The organism is Micromonospora sp. NPDC049204, assembly GCF_040647935.1.
GTDB lineage: Bacteria > Actinomycetota > Actinomycetes > Mycobacteriales > Micromonosporaceae > Micromonospora.
Map to the genome: position 1 here is coordinate 90,755 of NZ_JBEZDC010000009.1, position 16,157 is coordinate 106,911.

Below are 16,157 nucleotides of genomic sequence, written 5' to 3' on the forward strand. Positions count from 1 at the left end.
TGCCGCCGCCCGCTGCGGCCGGCCGGCTCCGTCGACGGGGCCGGCCGTCCGGGGGCGGGAACGGACATCCGCCGGCCGGTCCCGCCGTCTTCCCCGGCGGCGGGACCGGCCAGCGGTGCCGGGTCTACAGGCGCTCGACCATCGGGCCGACGCACCGGTTGCGGGTGTCGAAGACGTAGCGCGCGTGCCGGACCACCAGGTCGTAGTCGAAGCTGTCGTGGTCGGTGACCACCACCACCGCGTCGGCGGCACGGATCTCCTGCTCGGTGAGCCCGACCACGGTCACCCCGGCCGGGATCTGGTGCGCCTCGGCGTAGGGCTCGACCGCGTGCACCTCGGCGCCCAGCGACCGGAGCCGGAGGGCCACGTCGACCGCGGGGGAGTCGCGCATGTCGCCGGTGTTCTTCTTGTACGCCAGACCGAGCAGCAGCAGCCGGGCGCCGCTGACGGCCCGGCTGTCCCGGTTCAGTCCCGCCATGATCCGCTGCGCGACGTGCTCGGGCATCTCGTGGTTGATGTCGTTGGCCAGCTCGATGAACCGGAACTGCCGGCCGAGGCGCCGCTTGACCTGCCAGGACAGGTAACACGGGTCGATCGGCAGGCAGTGTCCGCCGACTCCGGGACCGGGCCGGAACGGCAGGAATCCGAACGGTTTGGTCTCGGCGGCGTCGATCGCCTGCCAGACGTCGATGTCGAGGTGGTGCGAGAGCATGGTCAGCTCGTTGATCAGCGCGATGTTGACCTGGCGGAAGGTGTTCTCGATCAGCTTGGTCAGCTCGGCCACCTGGGTCGAGCCCACCGGCACGGTGCGTTCCACGAGGCGCTGGTAGAACTCGTCCACCCTGGCCAGCGACGCCGCGTCCACACCGGAGACCACCTTCGGCGTGTTCTCCAACCGCCACGTCGGGTTGCCCGGGTCGATCCGCTCCGGGCTGTAGCCGAGATGGAAGTCCCCGGGGCTGCGCAGCTCACTGGCCGACTCCAACAGGGGGCGCAGCAACTCCTCGGTGGTGCCCGGGTACGTGGTCGACTCCAGGATCACCGTGCACCCCGGGCGGACGTACGGGCCGATGCCGACACCGGCCTGCTCGACGAAGCTCAGGTCGGGGGTGCCGTCGCGCAGCGGGGTCGGCACGGTGATGACACAGATGTCGAAGCCTTCGGCATCCGTGTATTCCGTGCTGGGGTGGTACCGGCCGCTCCCCAACGCGCGGCCCAGCCGGTCGGTCGGGATGTCCTCGATGAACGACTCGCCCGAGGCGAGACGCTTCACCCGGTCGGCGTCGACGTCGAGGCCGACGACGTCCAGCCCCGCCTCCACCGCGCGCATCGCCAGCGGCAGCCCGACGTACCCCTGACCGATCACGACCAGCTTTTCAGCCTTCACCCAGGCTCCCGCAGCAGATGGTGGATATGACCTGCTGAGGAGCCTAGAGGGGTGTTCGGCGGTTCAAGTCCGTTTTGGGGATATCGGTGCTGGTGGGACTGTCGGCGCCCGGCGAAGCCGGCGCGTTCAGTTGACCTCCGGTCCCTCCGGAACGGCCGGCGGGCTGTCCGTGGCCGTCGGAGTGGGCACGGAAGACGGGGTCGGCGGGGTGCTCGGCGCGGTGGTGGTCGGCGGGGTGGTCATCGTCGGCGTCACCGAAGGTGTCGGCGGGTTGACCGTCTGACTGGGGCGCGTGCTCGGCGTGACGGAGATCGACGCCGACGGGGAGTTGCCGGGCACCACCGACCGGTCGGGCCGGGTCGGGCCACCGGTAGCGATCTGCTCGTTGCCCGCTGGCAGATCCAACGGGCCGCTCGGCGCCGCCGTCGGCGAGCTGGACGGCAGGTTGACCGCCGGGTCGTTGGGCTTGCGCGCCGTGGCCAGTGCCACCCCGAGCCCGACCACCGCGACGAGCACGGCCACCGCCGCGCCGACCAGCGGACCCCGGCGTCGCTGACGCGCGTCCCGAGCCCCACCCGCCACCGCCGCGCCAACCGGCCCGTCGCCGCGGGCGCCCGGCCCGGCGTCGCGCAGCGGAGCGGCTGCCACCATCGCGGTGGGCGGCTCGCCGCCGGTCACCGCGGTCCGGGCGGCCTCGGACATCGCCGCGCCGCTGGTGAAACGGTCCAGCGGGTCCTTGGCCAGGGCCCGGGACACCAGGGCGCGGACCGCCTCCGGAATCTCGTGCGGCAGCTCCGGCGGCTCGTCGTCGAGGTGTCGCACGGCAACCTGGAGGGGGTTGTCGCCGGTGAACGGCGGACTTCCGGTGAGGCAGCAGTAGGTGACCGCGCCCAGCGCGTAGATGTCTGTCGCGCCGGTGACCGGTCGCCCGGCGGCCTGCTCGGGGGCCATGTAGAGGGCGGTGCCGGGCACCGCGTTGGTGCTGGTGATGCTGGTGATGTCGAGCGAACGCGCCACGCCGAAGTCCACCAGGACGACCGAGCCGTCCTCGAGCACGAGCAGATTGCTGGGCTTGACGTCGCGGTGCACGATGCCGCCGCGGTGCGCCGCGTTCAGCGCCGCGGCGGCCTGGGCCACGATCGACATCGTCTCGCCCACGTCGAGGCGGCCGGCCGTCTCGATCCGCTTGGACAACGGCTCGCCGGCGACGAACTCCATGACCAGGTAGTCCGCCCGACCGGCGCCGTCGGGCAGGTCGTCGGCGCCGCAGTCGAAGACCTGCACGATGCCGGGGTGCCGCAGCGCCGCCATGATCCGGGCCTCGGCTCGGAACCGGGCGATGAAGTCGGGGTCGGAGACCAGCGTCGGCAGCAACACCTTGACCGCGACCTGCCGGCCGAGGATCAGGTCCGCGGCAAGCCAGACGTCGCCCATGCCGCCCGTGGCGACACGTTCGTCCAGGCGGTACCGACCGCTGAGCACGACCCCCGATGACAACACCGCAATACCGTACCCAGAGTGGCGCACGGCGGCGCGACACGGGCTGTCCGCCGAACGAGTGACAACCGCGGCGTATCCGTTCTGACCTGGATGGACACCGCCGCCCCGTGACGGTGCGGCAACGTGTTGTGACGAAAGGTGACATATCTCGGCACGTCGGTGTGATCGACGCTGGCCGAAAGGGTGGGAAGCGGCCAGGTTTGCGCGCTCTGCTCACGGGCAGTGATGACGACACGCCGGCTCGCCGGGTTGATTATTGTCACTCTTCCGTGACAACGTCCCGGCTTGTCGCGTCGTTGGCCCCGTCCTAGCGTTAGCCCGGCTCGAGCCGCCCCCGGTCACCTCGGCCGTCGGCGCGCCGAGCTGACGACCCTGGCATCGGCCCACAGACACCCCGGGCCGACGACCTCGGTCACGGGTGGGACCAGATCGGCGGAGGGCGGCGGGGCGGGTGGTGAGCGGTCGGACGATGCGTACCGCGTGGTCTGCTCCGTCGCGGCGGAGCAGGGCGGCCCGAGCCGGACACGCCACGGGGCGCGGATGACCGGCGAACTGTCCGAGGCGGTCAGCGCGGCGCAGGCGGGGGACGAGGACGCGTTCCGCCTGCTCTACCGCAGTCTCCAACCGGGCCTGCTGCGCTACCTGACCGCCCTGGTCGGCCCGGACGCGGAGGACGTCGCCTCCGAGACCTGGTTGCAGATCTCCCGCGACCTGCCCACCTTCACCGGTGGCGAGTTCCGCGCCTGGGCCGTCACGATCGCCCGCAACCGGGCGATGGACCACCTGCGCCGGCTGCGCCGTCGACCGTCCCTGCCGGTCCCGGTGCACGCGCTCGTCGACCTGGCCAGCACGGCGGACACCGCCGAGGGCGCCAGCGAGACGATCGGCACCGAGACGGCCCTGGCGCTGATCGCCACCCTGCCTCCCCGGGAAGCCGAAGCGGTCCTGCTGCGGGCCGTGATCGGGCTGGACGCGGGATCCGCCGGTCGGGTCCTGGGCCGCCGGGCCGGTGCCGTCCGCACGGCCGCCCACCGCGGTCTGCGGCGGCTCGCGGCCGTGCTGGAGACGCAGCGCGCGGCCGAGCCGTCCGTCGAGGTCGACGGGGTGCCACCACCCCGCACGGGCGGCAGCGCATCCCTGCGGGCACCGCACGCCGAGCCGGCGGACGGCTGACGTGAGGGGATTCTGGATGAACCCGTTCCGGCGCGTCGACCACGCCGAGACCGAACGGCTGCTCGACTCGGCCCGCGCCGACGTGGACGCGTCGTCGGACCAGGCACGACGGGCCACGTCGCCCGGAGGGGAGCCGGCCCGCGTACCCCCGGCGGACCCGGTGGCCGGCGTGCTCGCCGCGGCCTCCGGCCCGGCCCGGCCCGAAGAGTTGGCCGGCGAGGAGGCCGCGCTGGCCGCGTTCCGGGCCGCCCGGGCCGCGCCGGCGCCGTCCGTGCCCCACCGACCCGGCCGTCGCCGCCTGACCACCGGCGCGTTGATCTGGATCGGCGCGGTCGCGGCCACCGCCACGGCGGGCGCCGCCTTCGCCGCGGTCAACCTCGACCGGACACCGGAGCCGGTCGTACCGACGCCGTCGCGGACGTCGGCGAGCCCCGACCGGAGCGCACCCACGTCCGGCGAGCCCGGTCGATCGACCCCGCCCGCCCCACCGGCGTCGGGCCAACCGTCTCCCAGCGCGCCGGTGTCGGACCGGCCGCCGGTGCCCGGCCCGCCGTCACCGGGCACGCCGTCGACCCCTGGCGCGCCGGCCGGCCAGTTGCACGGCCTGTGCCGTGCCTGGCAGGCCAAGAAGCCCGAACAACGGGAGCAGGCACTACGGACGCCGGCTTTCGAGCGGTTGGTCGCCGCCGCCGGCGGCGTGGCCGAGGTCGAGGCGTACTGCCAGCGGTTGGTGCCCGAGTCCCGACCGTCCGAGCCGGCGAAGCCCAAGGCGCCACCGTCACCGACGGGCCACCCCGCCCGTCCGTGAACGGCCGGTGGCAGCCGCGTTTCCGTTCCGCCCTGCGTGGGAAAATCGTCTGTTAGACAGGGGTGGGTGGCGCTCGTACGTCCCCGACGGTGTCGGTGGGTGGGTTTACGGTGGCACCCGTGTCCCGGAGTCGGCACACGGAGAGGGGTCCCTACCGTTGGTGACGTCACCCGAGTTGGATCGCAGCGCCATCCTGCGCGAGTCCGGAGCCGCAGGCCACCACCTCGCCCGGATCTGCTTCAAGACCGGCCCACCGACACTCACCGGCGTCGAACTGGAATGGACCGTGCACGACGCCGCCGATCCCGCCCGCCCCGTCGACCCGACGCGGCTACGGGCGGCGCTGGGGCGGCACAGCCCCGCCACGCTGGATGCCACCAGCCCGGCCGAGCCGCTGCGACACGGCGGCCTGGTGACCCTCGAGCCGGGTGGCCAGTTGGAAATATCCACCCCGCCCCGCCCCTCGGTCACCGCATTGATCCAGGCCACCGAGGCCGACATCGCCCAGGTCACCGACCTGCTGGCCGCCGCCGGGCTGATCCTCGGCCGCAGCGGCATCGACCCCCACCGACGGCCCCGCCCGGTGGTGGAAACTCCCCGCTACCGCGCGATGCGCGACGCCTTCGACAGGCACGGCGCAGCCGGCCGCACGATGATGTACAGCACCGCCGGCCTGCAAATCTGCCTCGACGCCGGTGAGCCGGACCAGGTCGCGGCTCGCTGGGCGGCCGCCCACGCGGTCGGGCCGCCGCTGCTCGCGGTGTTCGCGTCGGCCAACCGGCACGCCGGGCGGCGCACCGGCTGGGCTTCCGCGCGGATGGCCGCCTGGCTGGCCATCGACCCGGCCCGCACCCGCCCGGTCTGGACGCCCGGCCACGCCGACGACGACCCGACCGCCAGCTGGATCCGGTACGTGCTGGCCGCGCCCCTGCTCTGTCTGCGCCGGCAGGGCACGAACTGGACCGCGCCGCCCGGCGTGACCTTCGCCGACTGGCTCGACGGCGCGTTGCCCCGACCGCCCACCACCGACGACCTCGACTACCACGTCAGCACCCTCTTTCCGCCGGTGCGCCCGCGCGGCTATCTGGAGCTGCGCTACCTGGACGCCCAGTCCGACCGGGACTGGCGACTACCGCTGGCGGTGCTGGCCGCCCTCTTCAGCGATCTGGGCACGGTGCGCGCGGCACACGAGGTCGCCGCGCCGGTGGCGCACCGCTGGTCGGCCGCCGCCCGACACGGCCTGGCCGACCCCGCGCTCGCCGCCGCGGCGGCGGCGCTGCTCGACCTGGCCCTGCGCACACTGCCCCGGCTGGACCTGGCGGCGGGCATCCACGACGAGATCCAGCACGGACTACGACGGCGGCTGTCCGCCGCGACGGGAGGGCGGCACAGGTGACCACGAGGAGTGCGCCGGGGACGCGAGCGAAGGGCGGCGTGGTGAGCGCGAGCACGACGGGACACACCGACGGGGAGCGGTTGCGCGACCGGATCGCGGGAGAGTTGGCGCGGGCCCGCGCCCGCACGACGCTGCTGACCGAGGTGGTCGACGAGGCGGATCTGCTGCGCCAACACTCACCGCTGATGTCGCCGCTGGTCTGGGATCTCGCCCACGTGGGCAATCAGGAGGAGCTGTGGCTGGTCCGTGACGTCGGGGGCCGCGAGCCGGTCCGGTGCGACATCGACGACCTGTACGACGCGTTCAAGCAGCCGCGACGGGACCGTCCCACGCTGCCGCTGCTACCGCCCGCCGAGGCGCGCGCCTACCTGGCCACCGTCCGGGACAAGGTGCACGACCTGCTCGACCGGGTGTCGTTCACCGAGCGGCCGTTGGTCGCCGACGGGTTCGCCTTCGGCATGATCGTGCAGCACGAGCAGCAGCACGACGAGACCATGCTCGCCACCCACCAACTGCGATCGGGGTCGGCGGTGCTGCACGCCCCGCCGCCCCCCGAGCCCACCGTCGGGGTTGGTGGCGAGGTGCTGGTGCCGGCCGGCGAGTTCACCATGGGCACCGACAGCGACCCGTGGGCGCTGGACAACGAGCGCCCGGCCCACCGCGTCGACCTGCCCGCGTACGTCATCGACGCCGCCCCGGTCACCAACGGGCAGTACGCGGCGTTCATCGCCGACGGCGGTTACACCGATCCGCGGTGGTGGAGCGCGGCGGGCTGGTCGCACCGGGTTCGGGAGCAGCTCGGCGCGCCGCTGCACTGGCGCCGCGACGGTGACGACTGGTCGTACCGGCGCTTCGGCCGGTGGAGCCGGGTCCGCGCCGACGAGCCGGTGGTGCACGTGTGCTGGTACGAGGCGCAGGCGTACGCGGCGTGGGCCGGCAAGCGGCTGCCGACCGAGGCGGAGTGGGAGAAGGCGGCCCGGTGGGACCCGGCGACCGGGCGGTCGCGCCGTTATCCCTGGGGGGATTGCGACCCGACCGAGGCCCACGCCAACCTCGACCAACGTCATCTGCGGCCGGCGCCGGTGGGCGCGTACCCGGGTGGCGCCTCGCCGTTGGGTGTGCACCAGCTCATCGGTGACGTCTGGGAGTGGACCTCGACCGCGTTCGACGGGCATCCCGGCTTCACCGCGTTTCCCTACCGCGAATACTCGGAGGTCTTCTTCGGCGGCGACTACCGGGTGCTGCGCGGCGGCTCGTTCGGCACCGACCGCTCGGCCTGTCGGGGCACCTTCCGCAACTGGGACTATCCGATCCGCCGGCAGATCTTCAGTGGTTTCCGCTGCGCCCGCGACGTCCGACCGGAGGAGTCGTACCGGTGATCCACCGTGCGGTCGGCGGCCCGGCGCGGGCGGGGCGCTGATGTGTCGTCACCTGGCCTACCTGGGGCCGCCGGTCACCCTGGCCGAGGTGCTCTTCGACCCGGCGCACTCGCTGGTGCGGCAGTCCTGGGCGCCGCGTGACATGCGTGGCGGCGGCACCATCAACGCCGACGGCTTCGGGGTCGGCTGGTATCCGGGCGACGGCGAGCCGGTGCGCTACCGGCGGGCGCAGCCGATCTGGAGCGACCCGACGATCGCCCAGCTCGCCGCGGTCACCTCCTCCGGCGCGTTGCTCGCGGCGGTGCGCTCGGCCACCGTCGGGATGGCGGTGGTCGACGGCGCGGCCGCGCCGTTCGCCGAGGGGCGGTGGTTGTTCAGCCACAACGGCGTGGTCCGCGGCTGGCCGGACGCGGTGGTGCCGCTCGCCGCCGGGCTGCCGGTGCGTGACCTGCTCACGCTGGACGCCGCCACCGACTCGGCGTTGCTCTGGGCGCTGGTGCGGCATCGGCTGCGCGCCGGCGAGGACCCGTCCGAGGCGGTCGGGCGGACGGTGACGGACGTGGCCGCGGCGGCTCCCGGGTCGCGGCTCAACCTGCTGCTCACCGACGGCCGCCGGGCGGTCGCCAGTGTGTACGGGCACGCGTTGTCCGTCCGTGCGACGCCGGGCTCGGTGCTGCTCGCCTCCGAGCCGCACGACGACGACCCGGGGTGGCGGGCGGTGCCGGAGGGGCACCTGGTCCTGGCCACGGCGGGCGAGGTGCGGGTACGCCCGTTGGCGATCCGGTGAACCGCACCGATCGAGGCACCACCTGTTGGTCCAAGAGAGAGGCGAACCGATGACCGCGGATCCGCTGGAGATCTACCTCGAAGAGGGCGACCTGGAGCGCGGCCTGCGCGACGACGTCCGGGCCGGGCTGAGCGCCGGGCAGAAATGGCTGCCGCCGAAGTGGTTCTACGACGCCCGGGGCAGTGAGTTGTTCGAGGAGATCACCCGGCTACCCGAGTACTACCCGACCCGGGCCGAGCGGGCGGTGCTCGCCGAGCGCGCTCCCGCGATCGCGGCGTTGACCGGGGCCAAGACCCTGATCGAGTTGGGCTCCGGCTCGTCGGAGAAGACCCGGCTGCTGTTGGACGCCTTCAGCCGGCGCGGCGGGCTGGGCACGTTCGTCCCGCTCGACGTGTCGGTGAGCGCGTTGACGAGTTCCACGGCCCAGATCGCCGCGGACTTTCCCCGCCTGCGGGTCCGGGGCATCGTGGGCGACTTCACCCGGCAATTGGACCGGCTGCCCACCGGCGGCCGTCGGTTGGTGGCGTTCCTGGGCGGCACCATCGGCAATCTGCTGCCCGCCGAGCGGGCCGAGTTCCTGACGGCGATGCGCGGCGCGCTGGAGGTCGGCGACTGGCTGCTGCTCGGCACCGACCTGGTGAAGGACCCGTCGGTGGTCGTGCCCGCGTACGACGACGCCGCCGGGGTCACCGCCGAGTTCAACCGCAACGTGTTGCGGGTGATCAACCGGGAGTTGGGCGCCGACTTCGATCCGGAGGCGTTCGCGCACGTGGCCCACTGGGACCCGACAAACGAGTGGATCGAGATGCGGTTGCGGGCAACCCGGCCGATGCGGGTACGGGTGCTTGACCTGATCGTGGACTTCGCCGCCGGGGAGGAGCTGCGTACCGAGGTCTCGGCGAAGTTCCGCCCGGAGGGGATCGCCGGGGAGTTGGCCACGGCGGGCTTCGCCACGACGGAGTTCTGGACCGACCCGGACGGGCTCTTCGGGGTCACGCTGGCGCGGGCACGGTGAGCCGGTTCACCCACCCCGGCCCGGCCCGGTGGTGATCGGCTAGGCTGATCCCGCGAAGGGGAGTAGCCCCCAATGTCGTGGTCGACATACTGGTGCGTTCCGCATCCGGCCACGCGGCCCCGGTCCTTTCCGGGGCGGGCGAGACCTTCGACTCAGGCTGTTGCAGCCGGGTCGAGGGCGCCCCTGTACCTCCTCCCGGCGTGAACGGGAAGGATGTCATGGAGGGATTTTTCGCCGCGCTGGTGATCAGCTTCGGCGTCATCTTCGTCGCCGAGCTGGGGGACAAGTCCCAGTTGATGGCACTGACCTTCGCCACGCGGTTCAAGCCGATCCCGGTGCTGATCGGCATCACGGTCGCCACGGCGGTGGTGCACCTGGCGTCGGTGGCCATCGGCGTGGGTCTCGGGGCGGTGTTGCCGACCGAGTGGATCTCCCTGGTGGCCGGTGTGGCGTTCCTCGGCTTCGGCGCGTGGACGTTACGCGGTGACAAGCTCACCGAGGAGGAGAAGCGCAAGGCGGAGAAGACGAGCAAGACCGCGATCGTGGCGGTGTCGGTGGCGTTCTTCCTGGCCGAGTTGGGCGACAAGACGATGCTCGCCACGATCACGCTCGCCACCAAGTACGGCTGGTTCGGCACCTGGCTCGGCTCCACCATCGGCATGGTGGCTGCGGACGCGCTGGCCATCCTGGTCGGCCGGATGCTCGGTCGGCGGTTGCCGGAGAAGACCATCAAGTACGGTGCCGCGATCCTGTTCGCCATCTCCGGTCTCTGGCTGATCCTGGAGGCGGTCAACGAGCTGACCTGAGTGTCGACTAGCTGGCCCGAGGGCGGGTAACGGCCTCCGGTGGATGCGGCCGAGCTGTTGCGCCAGGGCGACCAGGTGCTGGTTGCCGTCGTGGAGGTCGCCGGCGCGCTCGTCATCTTCGTCGGGGCGGTTTGGGCGGCGGTGCGGTTCGTGGTCGAAGGGCTACGACACCGCAGCGCCGCCCGCTTCACGCCGATCCGGCTCTCCCTGGGTCGCTTCCTGACCCTCGGCCTCGAATTCCAGTTGGCGGCCGACGTCCTGCGGACGGCGGTGTCCCCGTCGTTCGACCAGATCGGCCAACTGGCCGCGATCGCGACGATCCGAACGGCGCTCAACTACTTCCTGGGTCGGGAGATTCGTCAGGAGCAGCGGCAGGTGGCCGAGGGTGAGCGACGCACGGAACGGGCGTGCTGATCACGGCGGTCACCGCCCTGGCACTGGTCGCCGGGGTGCTCACCACGCTCTTCACCGGGGCGTTGCGCAGCGGCGTCCGGGTACTGCTGGATCTGCTGACCGCGGCCGGCCTGCTGCGGCTCGCCGGTGATCCGGGGTGGAAGGGTCTGGCCGGCGCGGTGGCGATCATCGCCCTGCGCCAACTGCTCGGGGCGGCGCTGAGCACCCCACCGCCCTGGTCCCGACAATCCGCGGCGCCCTGCGCCGAGGACGATCACCGCCTACCGTTGGCGGTGAGAGGTGAAACCGGGGAAAGCGGGAGGAAAACCACATGAGCCGGCACGACGAACCGAACGAGTACGGCTTCGCCGGCGAGGGCACCGCTCCCGAGCCGCCGCCCGGTGGCAAGGCCGACGAGCAGGATCGTGTCGAGGCGGTCGCGGTGCCGGGCGACGACCTCACCGCACCGGCCACGGAGGCGCTGGCCGAGGAGACCGAGGACCTGCCGCCCGCCGAGCGTCACCGCTGACCGCCGGGTGACCCGGCCGGGCGTCGCTCAACGGTCGGTGGGCCGCTGGTAGACGTCGGGAACGCCGTCGGCGTCGAGCCGCTCCCGCTGCGCCACCCGGCGGTACGCGGCGTTGCGGCGGGTCAGCACCGCGGCGGCCAGCCCCGCGGAGAGCACCGATCCGAGCAGTACGGCCACCTTGACCCGGTCGTCGGCCGTGCTACCTGCGCCGAAGGCCAGGTCGCCGATGAGCAGCGACACGGTGAACCCGACGCCGGCCAGCAGGGCGATTCCGCCCAGGTCCGCCCAGGTGATGTCCTCGTCGAGCTCGGCCCGGGTGAACCGGGCCAGCAGGTACGTCGAGCCGAAGATGCCGATGCTCTTGCCGAGCACGAGTCCGGCGACGATGGCGAGCACCACCGGGTCGGTCAGCAGGGCGCCCAGGTCGGTGCCGCGCAGGGTGACCCCGGCGGCGAACAGGGCGAAGATCGGCACCGCGATGCCTGCCGACACCGGCCGCCACCGGTGCTCCAGGCGCGCCGCGAGCCCGCCGTCGTCCGTCTCCGTGCCGGCGGTGCCCGCCGTCCGGTGACGGGCGAGCACCGGGACGGTGAAGCCGAGCAGGACACCGGCCACTGTGGCGTGCACGCCGGAGGCGTGCACGAGTGCCCAGGCCGCCGTCGCGAGGGGGATCAGCGCCCACCACCACGTGTGGCCGCGTCGCACCAGCACCGCGAACACCCCGATCGGCGCCAGCGCCGCGAGCAGCGGGACGGGATGGAAGTCGGCGGTGTAGAAGACCGCGATGATGGTGATGGCGAACAGGTCGTCGACCACGGCGAGGGTGAGCAGAAAGGCGCGGAGGCCCTGGGGCAGGTGTGAGCTGACCAGTGCGAGCACGGCGAGCGCGAAGGCGATGTCGGTGGCGGTCGGAATCGCCCAGCCGCGCAGCCCCGGCCCACCCCCGGCCACGACGACAGCCACGTAGATCAGCGCCGGCAGCAGCATCCCGCCGAGGGCGGCCACCACGGGCAGCGCGGCCCGGCGCGGGTCGCGGACTTCCCCGGCGACGAACTCCCGCTTGAGTTCCAGGCCCACCACGAAGAAGAAGACGGCCAGCAGGCCGTCCGCCGCCCAGGTGGCCACGTCCAGGTCGAGGTGCCAGGGCGCGCCGTCGGGCCAGGGCACCCAACCGCCGAGCCGGGTGTACGAGTCGGACCAGGGCGAGTTGGCCCAGAGCAGCGCTGTCACGGCGCCGAGCAGCAGCAGCGCGCCACCGACCGTCCTTATCCGGGCTCGGGTGCGGTGGCGACCGCAGGGGTCGTTCGGTCGGTATCCGATCGGCGGCCGACTTTTTCCCCGGGTCTCGCCGCAGCCGAATGCCCCTTTGCCCGGTTGGTTATGCGGGCGCACGTGTCGAAGTCAGAACCACCTAACTCCGGACATAAGCCGTAAGAGCCGCTTTAATGGTTTCACGAGTTGACAGACGACCTTGGGGGTTTTCGTGAAGTTTTTTGGCGTAACCGGACCGACGCGGAGGCGCACCTGATGGACCTGCTCCGCCAATTGCGCCACGTGCGTCGGCACTGGTGGGTCGTGCTGGTCACGGTCATGGTGGCCCTGGGCGCCTCGGCGTTCCTGACCGTACGGGCACAACCCCGGTACGTCGCCTCGGTGACCTTCTTCGTCACCACCCCCAACTCCGGCGTCAGCGATGCCTACCAGGGTGGGCTCTTCCTCCAACAGCGCGTCAAGTCGTACGCCGACCTGCTCACCAGCGACCGGCTGGCGCAGAGCGTGGTGGCCGAGACCCCGGTGGGCCTCACCGCGGACGAGGTGCGGAGCCGGGTCAGCACCTCCACCGAGACCGGCACCGTCCTGCTGCGCGCCTCGGTCACCGACACCGACCAGGCTCGGGCGCTGCGGGTGACGGAGTCGCTCGCGGCGAAGTTCGTCGACCTGGTGCAGAAGGTCGAGACGACATCCGAGGGCAAGGCGCCGATCAAGATCGAGGTGGTCAGCGGCCCACGGGTCACCGCCAACCCGGTCTCACCGCAGCCCACCCGCAACCTCACCCTCGGCGGACTGATCGGCCTGGTGCTCGGCGTCGGCCTGGCGATCCTGCGCGGCGTCGCCGACGTCCGACTGCGGGACTCCGCCGGCCTGCAACGCGCCACCGGCAGTCCGCTGCTCGGCGAGATCCCCTACGAGAGCAGCGCCCGCACCGAGCCGCTGATCATCGGCGACGCCGCGACCTCGGCCCGCGCCGAGGCGGTGCGCAAGCTGCGGACGAACCTGCGCTTCGTGGATGTCCACGAGCCGGCCCGGGTCATCGCCGTGACCAGCGCGCTGCAGGGCGAGGGCAAGACCACGCTCTCCTGCAACCTGGCCATCGCGCTGGCCGAGGCGGGCTGGCGGGTGCTGCTCGTCGACGCGGACCTGCGCCGGCCGAAGGTCGACGAGTACCTGGGGCTGGACGCCGGTGTCGGCCTCACCGACGTGCTCGTCGGCGATGTGAAGGTCGGCGACGTGGTGCAGCGCTGGGGCGACAAGTCGATGCTCGTGCTACCCAGCGGTTCCGCCCCACCGAACCCGAGCGAGCTGCTCGGCTCCAAGGCGATGTCGGACCTACTGCTGGCGCTGCGGGAATCGGCGGACATCGTGATCATCGACACCGCTCCGCTGCTCGCGGTGACCGACGGCGTGGTCGTGGCCGTGCAGGCCGACGGCGCGCTGCTGGTGAGCCAGCAGGGCCGTACCTCCCGGACCCAGGTCGCCGCGGCGTCCCGCGCGCTGCACTCGGTCTCGGTCCGCCTGCTCGGCTGCGTGCTGAACATGGCCAAGGTGGCCAAGGCCGAGGCGTACCAGTACGAGGCCTACCGGGTGGTCGCCTCGACACCTCCGGCGGCGGTGCCGGCGGACCGGACGATGGCCGGCCGGCACAGCGACACCACCACCGGGGTCAACGGCGTCGCCGACCACACCCAGGAACTCACCCGGCTGCCCCGATGAGCGCGGCGAGGGGTCGCAGCGACCGTTCGATCTCCTCGGCGCAGCGTCGGAAGTCGGCGGACGTACCGCCGATCGGGTCCCGAAGGTCGTCCGCGTCCGGGGCGGCGGGTTGCAGCCGTCCCCGGGCCTGGGCGACGGCGGCGATCGCCGCCCGCAACGGGTCGTCCGCCGGCTCGGCGGGCGGCTCGGCTGCCGCGGCCAGCCGACCGAACTGGCGCAGGGTGAACGTCCGGTGCAGCGCGCTGGGCGCCAGCGCGGTGCAGATCGAGCGCTGGCGTCGGGTGGCGGTCAGCACCAGCGTCGCGTCGATGAGGTATTCGGGCCGCAAACCGCGGGTCCGGAACGCCGACGGGTCCGCGCCGCTCTCGGTCGCGACCTCCAGGGCGTACGGATGCATGGACAGCCCGTCGATCGCGTCGGTGCCGGCGCTGGCCACCGTGACATGTTCGGCCAGCAGCCGGCGGGCCAGGTGCTCGGCCATCGGTGATCGGCACAGGTTGGCGTGGCAGACGAACAACACGCGATCAGCCATCGGTGCCCCTCTCGTCGGTGCGGACGCGGGCGGGCGCACCGTGCGAACGGTGCGTCGGTGCCGGCGGCCGCGCGGGGAGGGGTTGTCGGAATCGTACGCGGGCCGTCCACCCGTCGGTCCGGGTGCCGCGCCGATCGCCGCCGATTCGCGGCCGACGGGGGCACGGCGATGAAGATCGGAATTCTGTCCTACCACTTTCCGCCCGAGCCCGCGTTCATCCCCGGCAGCCTCGCCGAGGAGTTGGCCGCGCGGGGGCACGAGGTCCGCGTGCTCACCGGGTTTCCGGACTACCCGGGCGGGCACGTCTATCCCGGCTGGAGACAGCGGTGGCACCACGAGACGCACAGTGAACGGCTGACCGTGCGGAGGGTGCCCCGCTACCCCGGAGGTGCCACGTCCACCGGCGCCCGGATGGCCAGCTACCTGTCCTTCGCCGGCAGCGCGACGTTGACCGCCCGCCGGTACTTCAGCGACCTCGACGCGCTGTACGTCTTTCAACTCCCGGCCACGACGTTCGCCGCCGCCGGGGTGCTCCGGCTGCTCGGGAGGGTGCCGACGGTGCTGCACGTGCAGGACGTCTGGACCCGCGACGGCGCCGACGAGGCGGGCGAGGGGCGTTGGGTGGCGCGGATGGGCAGCGCGATGACCCGGATCTACCGGTCCGCCGCGCGGATCGCGGTCGCGGCGCCGTCGATGCGGGATCTGGTCGTCGCCGCCGGTGCCGAGCCGGATCGGGTCCGGCTGGTGCTCAACTGGACCGACGAGCGGATCTTCTATCCGGCGACGCCCGGTGCGGCGGCCCGCCAGTTGGTCCGCCGGGACGGTCGGTGCGTGGTCATGCACGCGGGCACGATCGGCCCACGGCAGGGGCTGGAGACCGCCGTCCGGGCGGCCGCGGCGCTGGACCGGACGATGGACCTGGTGCTTGTCGGTTCGGGCTCGGCCGAGCGGCGGGTCCGGGGGCTCGCCGCCGAGTTGGGCGCGGACAACGTCCGCTTCGTGGAGCGTCGGTCGCCTGTCGACATGCCCGAGCTGTACGCCGCCGCCGACTATCAGTTGGTCATGCTGCGCGACCTGCCGGAACTGCGGGGCACGGTGCCCGGCAAGGTGCAGGCGGCGCTCTCCTGCGCCGCACCGGTGGTCGCGTCGGCCGGCGGCGACACTGCCGACCTGGTCGAACGAGTCAGGGCGGGGCTGTCCTGCCCACCGGAGGACTGGGCTGCGCTGGCCGACCGGTTCTGGTTGGCCGCCACCATCCCGCCGCCGGCGCGTACCGAGATGGGTCGCCGGGGGCGGGCGGCGTACCTGCGGGAGATGTCGCTGCCCGCTGGTGTGGACCGGATCGAGCGGCTGCTGCACGAGGCGGCGGGACGAGTCACGGAGCCCGCCGGTGATCTGCGAAGGAAATTCGCTTAAAGGGCGAAGAAGTCGATAAGGGTACGAAGTTCCCCGACACGTGCT

Annotated in this window: 15 protein-coding genes and 1 pseudogene; 12 read left to right on the forward strand and 4 right to left on the reverse strand. The window is 72.7% G+C overall.

Annotation, left to right across the window (positions count from 1 at the left end):
• Window positions 1-124: 124 nt before the first annotated feature.
• Window positions 125-1,387, reverse strand: a complete 1,263-nt coding sequence (locus tag AB0A90_RS18725; protein ID WP_357249044.1) for a nucleotide sugar dehydrogenase — start codon at window positions 1,385-1,387, stop codon at window positions 125-127.
• A 126-nt stretch (window positions 1,388-1,513) separates the two neighbouring features.
• Window positions 1,514-2,887, reverse strand: a complete 1,374-nt coding sequence (locus AB0A90_RS18730; RefSeq protein ID WP_357249046.1) for a serine/threonine-protein kinase — start codon at window positions 2,885-2,887, stop codon at window positions 1,514-1,516.
• A gap of 540 nt (window positions 2,888-3,427) precedes the next feature.
• On the opposite strand from AB0A90_RS18730, the gene AB0A90_RS18735 reads away from it, so the two are divergent.
• The 10 genes from AB0A90_RS18735 (at window position 3,428) to AB0A90_RS18780 (ending at window position 11,173) form a co-directional block, all read left to right on the forward strand.
• Window positions 3,428-4,060, forward strand: coding sequence for an RNA polymerase sigma factor (locus tag AB0A90_RS18735; protein ID WP_357249049.1), 633 nt, complete (start codon window positions 3,428-3,430; stop codon window positions 4,058-4,060).
• Window positions 4,061-4,076: 16 nt separating this feature from the next.
• Complete coding sequence (locus AB0A90_RS18740; protein WP_357249052.1) at window positions 4,077-4,868, forward strand: hypothetical protein; 792 nt, start codon at window positions 4,077-4,079, stop codon at window positions 4,866-4,868.
• A 157-nt stretch (window positions 4,869-5,025) separates the two neighbouring features.
• Window positions 5,026-6,264, forward strand: a complete 1,239-nt coding sequence (gene egtA / locus AB0A90_RS18745; protein WP_357249055.1) for an ergothioneine biosynthesis glutamate--cysteine ligase EgtA — start codon at window positions 5,026-5,028, stop codon at window positions 6,262-6,264.
• A 41-nt stretch (window positions 6,265-6,305) separates the two neighbouring features.
• Window positions 6,306-7,643, forward strand: a complete 1,338-nt coding sequence (gene egtB / locus AB0A90_RS18750) for an ergothioneine biosynthesis protein EgtB (protein WP_357249058.1) — start codon at window positions 6,306-6,308, stop codon at window positions 7,641-7,643.
• Window positions 7,644-7,683: 40 nt separating this feature from the next.
• Window positions 7,684-8,430, forward strand: coding sequence for an ergothioneine biosynthesis protein EgtC (gene egtC, locus AB0A90_RS18755; protein ID WP_357249061.1), 747 nt, complete (start codon window positions 7,684-7,686; stop codon window positions 8,428-8,430).
• Between the two features lie 49 nt (window positions 8,431-8,479).
• On the forward strand, window positions 8,480-9,445 hold the full coding sequence (gene egtD / locus AB0A90_RS18760) for an L-histidine N(alpha)-methyltransferase (RefSeq protein WP_357249064.1): 966 nt from the start codon (window positions 8,480-8,482) through the stop codon (window positions 9,443-9,445).
• A gap of 218 nt (window positions 9,446-9,663) precedes the next feature.
• Window positions 9,664-10,251, forward strand: coding sequence for a TMEM165/GDT1 family protein (locus AB0A90_RS18765; protein WP_124816196.1), 588 nt, complete (start codon window positions 9,664-9,666; stop codon window positions 10,249-10,251).
• Window positions 10,252-10,290: 39 nt separating this feature from the next.
• The gene (locus AB0A90_RS18770; RefSeq protein WP_357249067.1) at window positions 10,291-10,665 is read left to right on the forward strand and encodes a DUF1622 domain-containing protein; all 375 of its coding nucleotides are present in this window, start codon (window positions 10,291-10,293) and stop codon (window positions 10,663-10,665) included.
• Window positions 10,659-10,979, forward strand: coding sequence for a hypothetical protein (locus AB0A90_RS18775; RefSeq protein ID WP_357249070.1), 321 nt, complete (start codon window positions 10,659-10,661; stop codon window positions 10,977-10,979). Before AB0A90_RS18770 ends, AB0A90_RS18775 begins: the two co-directional genes overlap by 7 nt.
• Window positions 10,976-11,173 carry a hypothetical protein gene (locus AB0A90_RS18780; RefSeq protein ID WP_357249072.1) on the forward strand — a complete coding sequence of 66 codons (198 nt, stop codon included), beginning with the start codon at window positions 10,976-10,978 and terminating at the stop codon, window positions 11,171-11,173. Before AB0A90_RS18775 ends, AB0A90_RS18780 begins: the two co-directional genes overlap by 4 nt.
• Window positions 11,174-11,200: 27 nt before the next feature.
• On the opposite strand, the pseudogene nhaA reads toward AB0A90_RS18780, so the two are convergent.
• Window positions 11,201-12,436: pseudogene (nhaA, locus tag AB0A90_RS18785) on the reverse strand (Na+/H+ antiporter NhaA); the annotation flags it as partial.
• Window positions 12,437-12,700: 264 nt separating this feature from the next.
• Between nhaA and AB0A90_RS18790 the strand changes: the two are divergent.
• Entirely contained in the window at window positions 12,701-14,164 is a 1,464-nt protein-coding gene (locus AB0A90_RS18790) for a polysaccharide biosynthesis tyrosine autokinase (RefSeq protein WP_357249075.1), read from the forward strand.
• Here AB0A90_RS18790 and AB0A90_RS18795 read toward each other — a convergent pair.
• Window positions 14,145-14,696 carry a low molecular weight phosphatase family protein gene (locus AB0A90_RS18795; RefSeq protein ID WP_357249078.1) on the reverse strand — a complete coding sequence of 184 codons (552 nt, stop codon included), beginning with the start codon at window positions 14,694-14,696 and terminating at the stop codon, window positions 14,145-14,147. The genes AB0A90_RS18790 and AB0A90_RS18795 overlap by 20 nt on opposite strands.
• A gap of 168 nt (window positions 14,697-14,864) precedes the next feature.
• Here AB0A90_RS18795 and AB0A90_RS18800 point away from each other — a divergent pair, with 168 nt between their 5' ends.
• Window positions 14,865-16,112, forward strand: coding sequence for a glycosyltransferase family 4 protein (locus tag AB0A90_RS18800; protein ID WP_357249081.1), 1,248 nt, complete (start codon window positions 14,865-14,867; stop codon window positions 16,110-16,112).
• Window positions 16,113-16,157 lie beyond the last annotated feature (45 nt).

Excerpts from the sequence above, each read along its gene's own strand:
- AB0A90_RS18735 (WP_357249049.1), top strand. The coding sequence starts at position 3,428 with ATGACCGGCGAACTGTCCGAGGCGGTCAGCGCGGCGCAGGCGGGGGAC.
- AB0A90_RS18740 (WP_357249052.1), top strand. The coding sequence starts at position 4,077 with ATGAACCCGTTCCGGCGCGTCGACCACGCCGAGACCGAACGGCTGCTC.
- egtC (WP_357249061.1), top strand. The coding sequence starts at position 7,684 with ATGTGTCGTCACCTGGCCTACCTGGGGCCGCCGGTCACCCTGGCCGAG.
- egtD (WP_357249064.1), top strand. The coding sequence starts at position 8,480 with ATGACCGCGGATCCGCTGGAGATCTACCTCGAAGAGGGCGACCTGGAG.
- AB0A90_RS18765 (WP_124816196.1), top strand. The coding sequence starts at position 9,664 with ATGGAGGGATTTTTCGCCGCGCTGGTGATCAGCTTCGGCGTCATCTTC.
- AB0A90_RS18780 (WP_357249072.1), top strand. The coding sequence starts at position 10,976 with ATGAGCCGGCACGACGAACCGAACGAGTACGGCTTCGCCGGCGAGGGC.
- AB0A90_RS18790 (WP_357249075.1), top strand. The coding sequence starts at position 12,701 with ATGGACCTGCTCCGCCAATTGCGCCACGTGCGTCGGCACTGGTGGGTC.
- AB0A90_RS18795 (WP_357249078.1), bottom strand. The coding sequence starts at position 14,696 with ATGGCTGATCGCGTGTTGTTCGTCTGCCACGCCAACCTGTGCCGATCA.
- AB0A90_RS18800 (WP_357249081.1), top strand. The coding sequence starts at position 14,865 with ATGAAGATCGGAATTCTGTCCTACCACTTTCCGCCCGAGCCCGCGTTC.